Source organism: Chryseobacterium sp. PTM-20240506, from assembly GCF_048296755.1.
GTDB lineage: Bacteria > Bacteroidota > Bacteroidia > Flavobacteriales > Weeksellaceae > Chryseobacterium > Chryseobacterium proteolyticum.
Map to the genome: position 1 here is coordinate 2,104,938 of NZ_CP182581.1, position 13,058 is coordinate 2,117,995.

A 13,058-nucleotide genomic window follows, 5' to 3' on the forward strand; every position below is an offset into this window, starting at 1 on the left:
TTATGAATAATATTTTTTTAATAACCAAAAGGGAATTCCTTACACAGGTCAAGAAGAAATCCTTCATTATATTAACTTTACTTGCTCCTCTTATGATCATTGCTTTTGGAGCAATTATTGGCCTGATGTTTAAAGCCAATGAATCACATAACGTCATTGAAGTAGTAGACCGAAGTGGCTTATTCAAGGATCAGCTACCATCAGATTCCAAACTCAATTATATTTTTGTTCCTGCTGCAGAAGAAAAATCGAAAATCAGTACATTAAAAGGAAATGAATCTTTGGATGGAATCCTTATTCTACCTGAACTGAATAATCATAATTTTGATGATCTTGAAAAAAACACAAGGCTTGTCATCAACAGCAAAATAGGTTTTGATACTAAGCAACGTATCGTTTCAGATATTTCAAATGTCATTAAAAAGGAAAAAATCAAAGAATTGGGTATTGCGGAAACCCAGCTCAATAATCTTGATAAAAGCTTCTCTTTAAAAACGATTAATGTTTCTGAAGATAATAAGGAGGATTCTGACCTTACTTTCGGGGTAAAATCCGGACTAAGTATGGTTTTGATGTACGTAACTTTCATGTTCATTATTATCTATGGAGTACGGGTAATGAGAAGTGTACTTGAGGAAAAGAATAACAGAGTGGTGGAAATCATTATTTCTTCCGTAAAGCCGTTTGAGCTTATGATGGGGAAAATTTTGGGAGTAACGATGGTAGCTTTAACTCAGTTTATTATCTGGATTACCATGTCCGTTATCGGAGCCCTGGTATTGAATACCGGCTTTTCATCTATTCAGAAAAACATTCCCGGAGGAAGCGAAGGAATGGCAAGTAAACTGGACGTAACACAAATCGCTACACAGGTTTCCCATAGTCTGCTTGAACTTAATTTCCCTTTGATTATTTTTGTATTTATTGTTTTCTTCCTTCTTGGATATATCTTTTACAGCTCTGTATACGCTGCCATTGGTTCTGCCGTGGACAATGAGACAGAAACACAGCAGTTTACCTTATTTGCTATATTGCCATTAACTTTGGGGATGTATGGCAGCTTTTCATTAATGAATAACCCTGACGGTCCGTTGGGATTCTGGCTATCCATGATTCCTTTCACGTCTCCTGTCGCTATGATTGCCAGGATTCCTTTTGGAGTTCCTGCATGGCAAATCGCACTGTCAATAACACTGTTAGTAGTGACAACATTTTTTATGATCTTTTTAGCCGGTAAAATCTATAGAGTCGGTATTTTAATGTATGGAAATAAAGCAACCCTTAAGGAGCTTTGGAAATGGATTAGAAATTAATTCTATATAGTCAAAAAAATAACCCCGGAAAATGGTTCCGGGGTTATTTTTTTATTTTAAGTGTTGTCTTAGTTGAATATGTAACTTAAGCTTACACTAAGAACTTGTTCAGACTTACTTTTGCTAGTTCCGCCAGGTTCTTTTCCCAGATCAGGATAGGTATTTGAAAATCCAAAATCGTATTTTAAAGCTAGTTCGAGTTGTCTCTTATAGCTATATCCTACTCCTACACCCAGTCCAAAATTAAAACTGTTTGCTTTGCCACTTACTCCCGGATTTTTTGGATCTGTTACATCCGGATCATAGTATGGTCTGCTTACAGGAACATTTTTAACATTTTGATTTAGCAAAAAATTAAATCGAGGGCCTATCATTCCAAAAAATTCAGATTCTGCCTCTGAAAAATATCCTTTGAAATAGATAGGTACACTTAGATAATTATTGGCATATACCGCATCATATCCGTCTCTTCCTTTAACATCTTTATCTTTTCCTGTTTCCCCTGCACCGTAGTACAAAACTTCAGGTTGGATATAGAATTGGTTTCCCTTTCCAACAGGAATCAAAGCTAAGGCTCCTGCCTGTACTGCGTATCGGGGACCGGAAGGGTTGTGCGCATTTTGCACCCGGGAATAGTTTCCTCCTGCCGTGATACCGAATCTTGTCCCGCTGAAATTAATCTGAGCAAAAGACAAGGTAGAGAAAGCCAGGGCAGAGGCTAATAAAAGTTTTTTCATATTGTTTTGTTTTATGGTTTATCCTAGCACTTTAGCTACAGTAACGCCAATGTCAGCAGGAGAATCTACAACGTTAATTCCATTTTCTCTCATGATTTCCATTTTAGCCTGAGCAGTATCTTCAGCTCCACCTACAATAGCACCAGCATGTCCCATTGTTCTTCCTTTAGGTGCCGTTTGTCCTGCAATAAAACCTACTACAGGTTTAGTAGAACCACTTGCTTTGTACCATCTTGCAGCTTCAGCTTCAAGTCCACCACCAATTTCACCAATCATCACTACTGCTTCTGTTTCAGGGTCATTGATAAACAACTCCAACGCTTCTCTTGTCGTAGTTCCAATAATTGGATCTCCACCAATACCGATAGCTGTTGAAATACCAAAACCAGCTCTTACAACCTGGTCAGCAGCTTCGTAAGTAAGAGTACCAGATTTAGAAACGATACCTACTTTACCTTTCTTGAAAACGAAACCTGGCATAATACCAATTTTAGCTTCTTCTGAAGTAATAATCCCAGGGCAGTTCGGACCGATCAATCTACAGTCTCTGTCTGCGATGTAAGATTTTACTTTTACCATATCCGCTACAGGAATTCCTTCAGTAATACATACGATAACTTTAATTCCAGCTTCAGCAGCTTCCATAATAGCATCAGCAGCAAATGCAGGTGGTACGAAAATAATACTTACGTTAGCTCCAGCTTTTTGAACAGCATCAGCAACCGTATTAAATACAGGCTTTCCTAAGTGTTCGCTTCCTCCCTTTCCCGGAGTAACCCCACCTACTACGTTGGTTCCGTATTCAATCATCTGACCAGCATGGAAAGTACCTTCGTTTCCTGTAAATCCTTGTACAATTACTTTAGAATCTTTGTTTACTAAAATTGACATTTTATTGTTGTTTTTAATTTATTTACTATTTTATTAATGCTCACAAATTTACTTAAATTTCTTTGATTTTAGACTAATCCAAAAGAATTGTTTATTTGAGATTTCTCAGCTTTACCTCTTTCTTCAAATACTCACGAAATTCTTCTGCAATCATTCCAAAATAGGTTCCTTTAGTCAGGTCTCTGTTCACTCCCACCTTGGCCAGAAGGATGGTTCCTTTCTCCAGTCTGATTCCTGATGCAACTCCAACCTGCCCCCACATGGTGACCTCATCTTCAACAATACAACATCCTGCTATTCCTACCTGAGAAGCAATCAAACATCTTTTACCAATTATGGTATCATGACCTATCTGAATCAGATTGTCTAATACAGAACCTTCTCCTATTATGGTAGAATCCGTAACACCTCTGTCTATAGTACAATTATTACCAATTTCAACGTTGTTTTCAATAATAACATTTCCTACTGAAACAAGACGATCAAAATTACCATTCAGCTTTCTGTAATAAAATGCATCACCTCCCAATACCGTTCCGGATTGAATAATAACATTATCACCGATCACGGTCCTGTCACCAATCACAACATTGGGGAATATGTGGGTATTCTTCCCTATCTTCACATTATTGCCAATCACTGCAGAAGGATGAATTCTGGTTCCTTCTCCAATTTCAACATCATGTAATTCTTCTGTAAAATTGTATATTCTTGTAAAATGAGTATTGATAAAATTAAAATCCCTGAACGGATCTTCAGAAACAAGAAGAGCTTTTCCTTCCGGGCACTCTACCTCTTTATCGATAAGAATGACCGTTGCTGCCGAATTCAGTGCTTTGTCATAATATTTCGGGTGGTTAACAAATACAATATCCCCGGGGGTTACCCTATGGATCTCATTGGTTCCCAACACTTCAAAATCTTCGGAGCCAATAAATCTTGCCCCAATTAAATCAGCTATTGTTTTAAGCTTTTGTGGAGAATGGAATCTCATACATTAATCTTATTATAAAATAAAATTCGGACTGCAGGTGCAGACCGAATTTATGTAGATTATATTGTTATTTTACTCTTTCTAAATAAGTACCGTCTTCAGTATTTACTTTGATTTTGTCTCCCGGCTCAATAAACAGTGGAACCATTACTCTTGCTCCTGTTTCAACGATTGCATTCTTAAGAGCATTCGTAGCAGTATTCCCTTTTACTCCCGGATCTGCTTCAATTACATCTAAAAATACAGATTGTGGAAGTTCAGCGGAAAGAGGAGTTTCATCAGCTTCTTTCAGGATGATTGTAACTTCTTCACCAGCCTTCATAAACTGAGCGTTTTCAATCATTTCCTTATTGATATACAACTGGGAAAAGTCGTCATTGTTCATGAAGTGGAATCCATTCTCATCATCATAAAGATACTGGAATTTTCTTGTAATTACTTTTACTTCATCTATTTTATGTCCCGCTGAAAAAGTATTATCAATTACTTTTCCATTAGTTACAGATTTTAATTTGGTTCTAACAAAAGCAGGTCCTTTTCCTGGTTTTACGTGAAGAAATTCAATTACCTTGAAAATATCATTGCTATATTCAATGCAAAGTCCCTTTCTGATATCGTTACTTGTTGCCATTAATTTTTTATATTATCTTTTTATTTTAAAATGAGTTACTCTTTTCCAGTACCATAACCTTTTACGATACCTCTTGGAGAGTTTTGTATAAACTGAAGGATTTCATCTCTTTCAGCCGTTGGTAGCATTTCTTTTTCAATATGACTAATTGCCTGAGACACATTCATCTTCATCTGGAAAATAGCTCTGTAGATCTTTTGGATCTCAAAAATTTTCTCATTTGTGAATCCTCTTCTTCTTAAACCTACTGAATTAATCCCTGCATAAGACATCGGTTCTCTCGCAACTTTTACGTAAGGAGGAATATCTTTTCTTACCAATGTACCCCCAGAGATCATTACATGTTTTCCTATTTTCCCAAACTGATGAACAGCACTTAGTCCTCCCATTACCGTATAGTCACCTATTTCTACGTGACCGGCAATACCGCAACCGTTTACTATGATAACATGATCTCCAATTACACAATCGTGTGCAATATGAGAAGTAGCCATAATCAGACAGTTTTTACCTATTTTGGTATAGCCTAGCGCTTTAGTACCCCTGTTTACGGTAACACACTCTCTGATTGTAGTCTCGTCACCGATAATTACCTGAGTATCTTCACCATCAAACTTTAAATCCTGCGGAATCGCAGAAATTACAGTTCCCGGAAAAATCCTGCAATTCTTCCCTATTCTAGCTCCATCCATAATGGTAACATTGGGACCTATCCAGCTTCCTTCTCCAATTTCCACGTCCCCTGCAATAGTAGTAAAAGGTTCTACGATTACGTTCTTGCTGATTTTTGCACGTTTATCTACGGCAGCTAATTGATGAACCATTTAGTCAACTTTATTTTTTGCAACTTGAGCCATTAATTCGGCTTCTACAGCCACTGTATCTCCTACATATCCGTATCCCTGCATATGAACGATACCTCTTCTAATCGGCTCTATCAATTCAATTTTGAAAATCATCGTATCTCCCGGAACTACTTTTCTTTTGAATTTTACTTTATCCATTTTGATGAAATAAGTAGAATAGTTTTCAGGATCCGGAACACTTGCAAGAACCAAAATTCCTCCGGTTTGAGCTAAAGCTTCTACTTGCAAAACCCCCGGCATTACAGGTTCTTTTGGAAAATGCCCAACAAAGAATGGTTCATTCATTGTAACGTTTTTCAAACCTACTACGTGAGAATCCGAAAGCTCCAGAACCTTATCGATCAATAAGAACGGAGGTCTGTGAGGCATCAGTTTCATGATTCCGTTAATATCAAAAACCGGTTCTTTTGTAAGATCAAAATCAGGCACATTTTTCTTTTTTTGCAGTTTCCACTGACGATTCAGTTTTTTTGCAAATTGAGTATTCACGAAATGTCCTGGTTTATTTGCGATAACTTTACCTTTTATTTTAACACCAGCTAAAGCCAGATCACCAATTACATCAAGTAACTTATGTCTTGCTGCCTCATTAGGATAATTTAAAGTAAGGTTATCAAGAATACCATTTGGTCTGATAGAAACATTGTCTTTACCAAATGCTTTTTTAAGTTTTTCTGTGGTATCCGGAGTTAAATCCTTATCAACGTAAACAATTGCATTAGAAATATCACCTCCTTTAATAAGACCATGATCTAAAAGCATTTCCAGTTCATGTAAGAAGCTGAATGTTCTTGCTGATGAAATTTCCTCTTTAAACTCAGAGATATTTTTAAGTGTAGCATTTTGGGTACCTAATACTTTAGTTCCAAAATCTACCATCGTTGTAATTTCGTAGTTATCTGATGGAATAATGGTAATCTCAGAACCCGTTGCAGGGTCTGTATAGCTAAGAACTTCTTTTACCACAAGGTATTCTCGGGCAATGGCCTGCTCAACTACCCCTACACTTTCGATAGCTTCAACAAAAAACTTTGAAGATCCATCCATAATAGGAGGTTCTGAAGCATCCATCTCCAATATAGCGTTATCGACATCGCAGCCTACTAAAGCTGCAAGAAGATGCTCGCATGTGTTAATTTTAACGCCTAGCTTTTCTAAGGTTGTCCCTCTTTCTGTTGCTACAACATAGTTAACATCTGCTTCAACCTGAGGGTGCCCCTCTAAATCGGTTCTTACAAAAACAAAACCTGTATTTTCTTTAGCAGGTTTAATGGTAAGTTTTACTTCTTTACCAGTATGAAGGCCAATTCCAGAAAGAGTTACCTCTTGCTGAAGTGTTTTTTGCATATCACTCATTAGTATTATCTTTTGAGGTATTCTCAAGATTATTTATTCTTCCTACGATTTCAGTAAAATTCCTGAAATGAACATAATTTCTCAAATAGTCATTATAACTGATTGCAGGTGAACCATATAAAGTTTCTTTATCACCTACACTGGAGTTCACTCCACTCTGAGCCTGAATTTTCACCTGATTGCCGATCTTAATATGACCAACTACACCTACCTGTCCTCCAATCTGATTCCAGTCTCCGATCGTTGTAGAGCCTGCAATTCCGGCCTGGGCTGCAATTACATTATTCTGACCAATCTTAACGTTATGCGCAATCTGAATCAGGTTATCTATTTTTGTTCCTTTTCCAATAATGGTAGATCCAATGGTAGCCCTGTCTATACTACAGTTTGAACCAATTTCCACATCATCTTCAATAATAACGTTCCCAAGTTGTGGAATTTTTTTAAATCCTTCTGCTGTTGGCTGAAAACCAAATCCATCTCCCCCTACTACCGTATTGGAATGGATAACACAATTATCCCCAATAACACAATAATCATAGATCCTTGCTCCGCTATCTATTTTGCAGTTCTTTCCAATTTTAACACCTTTTCCGATGTATACTTGTGGATAGATTTGTGTCCCCTCTCCGATTTTAGCTTTTTCTGAAACATAGGTAAATGCTCCAATATATACTTTATCTGCTATTACAGCGGTATCGTGAATAGATGCTCCGTCTTCGATTCCTTCTTTTTTTCCCTGCATTTCCTGATACAGATTCATAAGAACCTGAAAGGACAGATATGCATCTTTTACGGCAATAATAGTAGGAGTATAACTATCTTTTACAAGAAGTTTTTCTGAAGCAATAATTACTGAACACTTGGAAGTATCCAAATAATGAGAAAACCGGTCCTGAGCTATAAAAGAAAGATGTCCCGATTCTCCATTTTCAATTGGTGAAACGCCATTAATAAGTGCATTTTCGTCACCTATTATTTTCCCGTCAATAAAACTTGCAATTTGCGAAGCTGTAAATTCCATATTCTGCAAAGATAAGAAATTCTATAATTCGTAAACATTTTTTAGTTTTCGGATCGATAATTTTAATATTCTTTAAGAATTTATTTTGGAAAAATCTCTTGGAAATGTTAAAATATATCGTGTCGTCTTATTAACGATCAATCCCGATAAAAGCTGGTCTTCAGACTCATCGAGTCTTATTTTCTCACCATTTTTCTGTAACAAATAGATGGGTTGCATTTTGGTATTGTATGGCAAAAGTTTTCTCTTAATTTCGTGAACTAATTCTTCCCCATTATCAATTCCAAAAAACTCGTTCGTATTTTTTATTTTTTCCTCAACAAATTCTTTATCAAATGGATGTGATGAAATAATGGTTTTAGGAAGATCTCTTTTAATCACACTTTTGCACCAGTAAGACAATATAAAGTCATCGGAATTCTGCCATAGCTTCATCGCCTGGATTACGTCATTATCATCAAGCTGGGTAAACCTTTCAATATCTTCATTGGTTGCGGCACTTTTTCCTCTATATAAAAAGTATTTCAGATTTTCAGTGGCAGGCAAATCGATTCCCTGGGAAACCAGATATTTGGCCCTTTCCAGAATTTTCACCAAAATAAATTCTGCTAATGCTGATGTTTTGTGATAATAAACCTGCCAATACATAAACATTCTGGCAGTCAAAAAGTTTTCAATAGAATAAATTCCTTTTGCATCAATCACCAATTCTCCCTCTTCACAAACATTCATCATAGAAATGATCCTTTGTGTATTGATGTTTCCTTCAGATACTCCCGTGAAAAAGCTATCTCTTTTTAAATAATCCAGACGGTCAACATCCAACTGAGATGAAATCAGCTGATTAAAAAACTTCCTGTGATATTTACCCTGAAACATTTCAATTGCTACCGTAAGCTGACCCTCAAACTTTTCATTAAGCCTGTTCATTAATAATAATGAAAGGTTTTCATGATGCCAGTCATCCATCAGCATGCTTTCCAATGCGTGAGAAAATGGCCCATGTCCTATATCATGCATCAAAATAGCTAACATAGCTCCTTTTTCTTCTTCATCAGATATTTTTACGCCCTTTTGCTTTAAAGTTTCAAGAGCAGTAAACATAAGATGCATCGCTCCAATAGCATGATGAAATCTGGTGTGGGTTGCTCCCGGAAAAATAAGATTAAGAAGTCCTGTCTGTGAAATTCTCCTCAACCTCTGAAAATAAGGATGCTCAATAACATCAAATAAGATTTCATGTGGGATTTTAATAAATCCATGAACAGGATCGTTGATAATTTTTAGCTTATTCTGCATTTGAAAAACTGAAGTATTAAGCTAACAAAGTTAGGGAAATTTAATCTTAGGTTTTGCTTTCAAGAATAACCCACCATAATGCAGAGATCTTTATCTTTGAAATTATAATTGACGAATAATTTATGAGGGCGTTTTCAATTGTTGTACTACTGTTTATCAGTATAAATATCTTTTCCGCTCAAACCATTTCTGAAGTTCAAAAACTGGAATCTCTATGTAAAATATGGGGTTTCTTAAAATACTATCACCCTCATGTTGCTGACGGCACATTCAATTGGGATCAGCAATTGCTCCAAAAGATAGATGAGCTAGACGGCATTCAAGATAAAAGCCAACTGAATATCTTGTATACTCAATGGCTTGATAGCCTTGGTGCTGTTGAAAAGTGCAATTCCTGTAAACTGACCAACACCAAGGTCTATTTTCGTAAAAATTTTAATCTGGACTGGATAAATGACAACAATATATTTATTGAAAGTATCACCAACAGGTTACAATTTATTGAAGAAAACAGATATGTAGGTACCCCTTATTATTTTGGGAAAGGGGGCCGAAAAATATTTTTCCGCAATGATGATTCAACGGGTTCCAAATTCATTTCTAAAAAGATTGCACTCCTGGAGCTTTTCAGATATTGGAATTTTGTGGAATATTTCTTTCCTTATAAATATGAAACAAATCAGAACTGGGATGATGTATTAACAGAAATGATTCCTAAATTCCTGGTGATAGACAACGATGTCAATTATCATTTAACATTGGCAGAGTTGGTAACAAAGACTGATGATTCTCATGCTTTTTTATTTTCACCACTCATTAGTATCAACCAATATGGACGAAGGAGAATCCCTGTTGAATACTCTTACGCAGAAGGGAAACTTATTGTCACTAAAATCAATTCTAATCAATATAATGAGGAATCTGTCTTAAAGCCGGGAGATATTATTTATGATATTGACGGTAAAACGATCTCTCAAATGGTTAACAGCTTTTCAAAATATATTCCGGCCTCAAATACCTGGGGGAAAATTAAAAAAGTAAAAAATCTTTTTCTATTATCCAATTCAGACAGTGTCGAAGTCAAAGTAGAAAGAGAAGGACAAAATATTGCACTTAAAGCAAAAACGTATCTATTAAAGGATATCGTATATGAAAAGAAAATTGCTTCCCGGAAATGGCAATTTTATGATGAGGAAAAAAAGATTGGAATTGTCAATATGGGAATTATTGAAAGAGAAGATCTGGATGAAATGTACCAAAATTTAAAAACTACCGAATCTATTATTTTTGATCTTAGAAATTATCCCAAACAAACAATAAGACCTTTAAGTCTATTAATTCTACCGAAAACAAGTTTATATTATGAATTTACTTTTCCGGAAACGACCTATCCGGGATTATTTTATATCAGAAAAAACAGCATCGGGAAGAAATAATGATCAATACTATAAAGGAAATGTAGTAGTTTTGGTAGATGAAAACACCCAAAGCCAAGCTGAAACAACAACCATGATGTTCAAACAGCATCCTAAAGCAAAAATCATCGGAAGTCATACTTCCGGAGCCAACGGAGATGTTATCCGGTTTAAAATTGCAGGCCTGGAAACCAGCTTTAGCGGCCTTGGTGCTTATTATCCTGATCAAAGGGAAACACAGAGAATCGGAATTATTCCTGACATCATTGTCAGACCAACTTTAAAAGGAATAAAAGCAGGAAAGGATGAGGTTTTGGAAAGAGCCCTGGAGTATTTAAAAACCGGCCGCTAGATGTAATCCTCAAGATAAGTAGTAGAGGGAGTTCCATTTAACTATAATTTAACTTTTTATCTGTTCATTTTGACAGATTTTATAATGAGTTGGTCGCACTTTTGATACTATAACCATGTAAAAAATATATATTATGTCCGAAAAAATATTATGGATAGATGATGAAATAGATTTACTCAAACCTCATATCGTATTTTTAGAAAAAAAAGGCTACCAGGTAACTCCTGTTAATAATGTGAATGAAGCACTGGAGCTTATCGATTCTGAGAAATTTGCATTGACACTGATCGATGAAAATATGCCCGGGATTTCAGGTTTGGAAGCAATTCCTATGATCAAAGAAAAAGACAATTCCTTAAAGATAGTAATGGTTACTAAAAGTGAGGAAGAGCATATTATGGAGGAAGCAATAGGTTCACAGATTGCCGACTATATACTGAAGCCCGTTAATCCGAATCAGATTCTTTTATCATTGAAAAAAAATCTTCAGGAAGATAATCTGGTTGAACAAAAAACCATTTTGCAATACCAGCAGGAATTCAGAAATCTTTCTATGGAACTTTCTTATTTAAAATCTTATCAGGAATGGGCGGAATATTATAAGAAAATTCTAAACTGGGAAATTAAATTTGATAAGGTAACTGATAACGAATTTGCAGATCTTCTACAATCTCAGAAAGAAGAAGCCAACATTCAGTTTGCAAAGTTTATTGAAAATAATTACGAAGAGTGGTTAAGCGGAAGCGATAAACCATCTATGAGCCATACCCTTTTCAAAGATAAAGTAAAACCTGAGGTAGAAAAAAATAAGGTTCTTCTTCTTATGATAGACAATCTAAGATATGATCAATGGAAAGTAGTTGAGCCTCTATTTACAAAGTATTATAATAAAGTGTCTGAAGATTATTATTACAGTATTCTTCCAACAGCTACTCAGTATGCAAGAAATTCATTCTTTGCAGGCTTATTACCATCTGAAATAGAAAAACGTTTCCCAGATAAATGGTTTAACGATAATGAAGACGGAAATAAAAACGAATTTGAACGTGATTTTCTTGAGGATCAGATGAAAAGAATTGGCCTCGGTTCCAAATCAATGAAATACTTAAAAGTATTGAATGCAGATTTCGAGAGAAAGATCTATGATGATTTTAATCAACACAAGAATAATGATTTATTAGTGATTGTTTATAATTTCATTGATATACTATCTCACGCCAAAACAGATAATCATATTGTAGACCAATTGATCCGGGATGATAAAACTTTTAGATCTTTAACTTATAACTGGTTTGAAAATTCATCCATCTTAAAGATCATTAAACTTGCTGCTGAAAATGGTTATAAATTGGTGATTACTACTGATCATGGAACGGTATATGTGAAAAAGCCAAGCAAAGTAGTAGGTGACAGAGAAACTTCCACTAATATCCGTTATAAAACAGGTAAAAGTTTAACTTATGATGACCGGGATGTATGGGCTATTACCAATCCTGAGAAATTATTTTTACCCAAAGGAAACCTGAGCTCTAAGTATATCTTTGCAAAAAACAATATCTTCCTGGCTTATCCAAAGAATTACAACCACTTTGTCAACTATTATAAAGAAACATATCAACACGGAGGAATATCATTAGAAGAATGTATTATTCCCATTAGTATATTAGAACCCAAGTAGTTTTTTCATAGTTTATTAATTTTGGGTTCAGGGCGGAAAAAATCAATTGATTTTTTCCGCCTTTTTTAAGGCATCTATTTTGTATACTAATACATACACAATAATTAAATACACTATTATGAAAAGAAGCATTTTTGCTACAGCTGCTATAGCAGCTTTGTTTTTAACCTCATGTAATAAGGAGAAAACTCCTGCAGATACTGCAACAACTGCAACCGTAGATACAATATCTTCAAAACCATCTGATTCAGCTGCTATTTCAGCCGGTAAGGATGAAATTGTAAAAAGTACCTCAACAGACAGTAGTGGAAAAACACTGGAAATGACGTTCAATAACACCAAAAACACAGCAACAGTAGCATTCAACAAAGAAACGATTGAATTACAGGGTCAAAAGCCCGCATCTGGAATATGGTATAAAAATGATCACTATGAATTGAGAGGAAAAGGAGAAGAAATTGAACTTACAAAAGATGGAAAAGTAGTTTTTAAAAAATAAAAT

The 13,058-nt window shown here is 35.4% G+C and carries 13 protein-coding genes; 5 read left to right on the top strand and 8 right to left on the bottom strand.

The features are described 5' to 3' along the window. Positions 1-2: 2 nt before the first annotated feature. Positions 3-1,313 (top strand): ABC transporter permease, encoded by a 1,311-nt coding sequence (locus ACNFU2_RS09270; RefSeq protein ID WP_306613927.1) that lies wholly within the window; start codon positions 3-5, stop codon positions 1,311-1,313. A 68-nt stretch (positions 1,314-1,381) separates the two neighbouring features. On the opposite strand, the gene ACNFU2_RS09275 is transcribed toward ACNFU2_RS09270, so the two are convergent. The 8 genes from ACNFU2_RS09275 to ACNFU2_RS09310 all read right to left on the bottom strand — a co-directional run bounded on the left by ACNFU2_RS09275 (position 1,382) and on the right by ACNFU2_RS09310 (position 9,111). Beyond that, the gene (locus ACNFU2_RS09275; protein ID WP_273649043.1) at positions 1,382-2,050 is read right to left on the bottom strand and encodes a porin family protein; all 669 of its coding nucleotides are present in this window, start codon (positions 2,048-2,050) and stop codon (positions 1,382-1,384) included. Between the two features lie 18 nt (positions 2,051-2,068). Beyond that, entirely contained in the window at positions 2,069-2,941 is an 873-nt protein-coding gene (gene sucD, locus ACNFU2_RS09280) for a succinate--CoA ligase subunit alpha (protein ID WP_273649044.1), read from the bottom strand. A gap of 91 nt (positions 2,942-3,032) precedes the next feature. Then, entirely contained in the window at positions 3,033-3,935 is a 903-nt protein-coding gene (locus tag ACNFU2_RS09285; protein WP_273649046.1) for an LpxD N-terminal domain-containing protein, read from the bottom strand. 67 nt (positions 3,936-4,002) lie between these two features. Next, the gene (gene efp, locus ACNFU2_RS09290; protein WP_172279977.1) at positions 4,003-4,566 is read right to left on the bottom strand and encodes an elongation factor P; all 564 of its coding nucleotides are present in this window, start codon (positions 4,564-4,566) and stop codon (positions 4,003-4,005) included. A 35-nt stretch (positions 4,567-4,601) separates the two neighbouring features. Beyond that, positions 4,602-5,390, bottom strand: a complete 789-nt coding sequence (lpxA, locus tag ACNFU2_RS09295) for an acyl-ACP--UDP-N-acetylglucosamine O-acyltransferase (protein ID WP_172279979.1) — start codon at positions 5,388-5,390, stop codon at positions 4,602-4,604. Further along, positions 5,391-6,788 (bottom strand): bifunctional UDP-3-O-[3-hydroxymyristoyl] N-acetylglucosamine deacetylase/3-hydroxyacyl-ACP dehydratase, encoded by a 1,398-nt coding sequence (locus ACNFU2_RS09300; protein ID WP_172279981.1) that lies wholly within the window; start codon positions 6,786-6,788, stop codon positions 5,391-5,393. Continuing rightward, positions 6,781-7,812, bottom strand: a complete 1,032-nt coding sequence (lpxD, locus tag ACNFU2_RS09305) for a UDP-3-O-(3-hydroxymyristoyl)glucosamine N-acyltransferase (RefSeq protein ID WP_172279983.1) — start codon at positions 7,810-7,812, stop codon at positions 6,781-6,783. The genes ACNFU2_RS09300 and lpxD overlap by 8 nt, the downstream gene beginning before the upstream one ends. 72 nt (positions 7,813-7,884) lie before the next feature. After that, a complete protein-coding gene (locus ACNFU2_RS09310) occupies positions 7,885-9,111 on the bottom strand; it encodes an HD domain-containing protein (RefSeq protein WP_172279985.1) in 1,227 nt (408 codons plus the stop codon). Between the two features lie 122 nt (positions 9,112-9,233). On the opposite strand from ACNFU2_RS09310, the gene ACNFU2_RS09315 reads away from it, so the two are divergent. From ACNFU2_RS09315 to ACNFU2_RS09330, 4 genes are all read left to right on the top strand, one after another. After that, a complete protein-coding gene (locus tag ACNFU2_RS09315) occupies positions 9,234-10,547 on the top strand; it encodes a hypothetical protein (RefSeq protein ID WP_273649050.1) in 1,314 nt (437 codons plus the stop codon). Continuing rightward, positions 10,474-10,878 (top strand): S41 family peptidase, encoded by a 405-nt coding sequence (locus ACNFU2_RS09320; RefSeq protein WP_273649052.1) that lies wholly within the window; start codon positions 10,474-10,476, stop codon positions 10,876-10,878. Before ACNFU2_RS09315 ends, ACNFU2_RS09320 begins: the two co-directional genes overlap by 74 nt. Positions 10,879-11,011: 133 nt before the next feature. Beyond that, entirely contained in the window at positions 11,012-12,556 is a 1,545-nt protein-coding gene (locus tag ACNFU2_RS09325) for a bifunctional response regulator/alkaline phosphatase family protein (protein WP_273649054.1), read from the top strand. A 118-nt stretch (positions 12,557-12,674) separates the two neighbouring features. Beyond that, a complete protein-coding gene (locus tag ACNFU2_RS09330; RefSeq protein WP_273649056.1) occupies positions 12,675-13,055 on the top strand; it encodes an MliC family protein in 381 nt (126 codons plus the stop codon). Positions 13,056-13,058: the final 3 nt, after the last annotated feature.

Bases quoted from the DNA above. Each gene is read 5' to 3' on its own strand.
- ACNFU2_RS09325 (WP_273649054.1), top strand. From the start codon at position 11,012: ATGTCCGAAAAAATATTATGGATAGATGATGAAATAGATTTACTCAAA.
- ACNFU2_RS09275 (WP_273649043.1), bottom strand. From the start codon at position 2,050: ATGAAAAAACTTTTATTAGCCTCTGCCCTGGCTTTCTCTACCTTGTCT.
- ACNFU2_RS09330 (WP_273649056.1), top strand. From the start codon at position 12,675: ATGAAAAGAAGCATTTTTGCTACAGCTGCTATAGCAGCTTTGTTTTTA.
- ACNFU2_RS09285 (WP_273649046.1), bottom strand. From the start codon at position 3,935: ATGAGATTCCATTCTCCACAAAAGCTTAAAACAATAGCTGATTTAATT.
- sucD (WP_273649044.1), bottom strand. From the start codon at position 2,941: ATGTCAATTTTAGTAAACAAAGATTCTAAAGTAATTGTACAAGGATTT.
- efp (WP_172279977.1), bottom strand. From the start codon at position 4,566: ATGGCAACAAGTAACGATATCAGAAAGGGACTTTGCATTGAATATAGC.
- ACNFU2_RS09300 (WP_172279981.1), bottom strand. From the start codon at position 6,788: ATGAGTGATATGCAAAAAACACTTCAGCAAGAGGTAACTCTTTCTGGA.
- ACNFU2_RS09315 (WP_273649050.1), top strand. From the start codon at position 9,234: ATGAGGGCGTTTTCAATTGTTGTACTACTGTTTATCAGTATAAATATC.
- lpxA (WP_172279979.1), bottom strand. From the start codon at position 5,390: ATGGTTCATCAATTAGCTGCCGTAGATAAACGTGCAAAAATCAGCAAG.
- lpxD (WP_172279983.1), bottom strand. From the start codon at position 7,812: ATGGAATTTACAGCTTCGCAAATTGCAAGTTTTATTGACGGGAAAATA.
- ACNFU2_RS09270 (WP_306613927.1), top strand. From the start codon at position 3: ATGAATAATATTTTTTTAATAACCAAAAGGGAATTCCTTACACAGGTC.
- ACNFU2_RS09310 (WP_172279985.1), bottom strand. From the start codon at position 9,111: ATGCAGAATAAGCTAAAAATTATCAACGATCCTGTTCATGGATTTATT.
- ACNFU2_RS09320 (WP_273649052.1), top strand. From the start codon at position 10,474: ATGAATTTACTTTTCCGGAAACGACCTATCCGGGATTATTTTATATCA.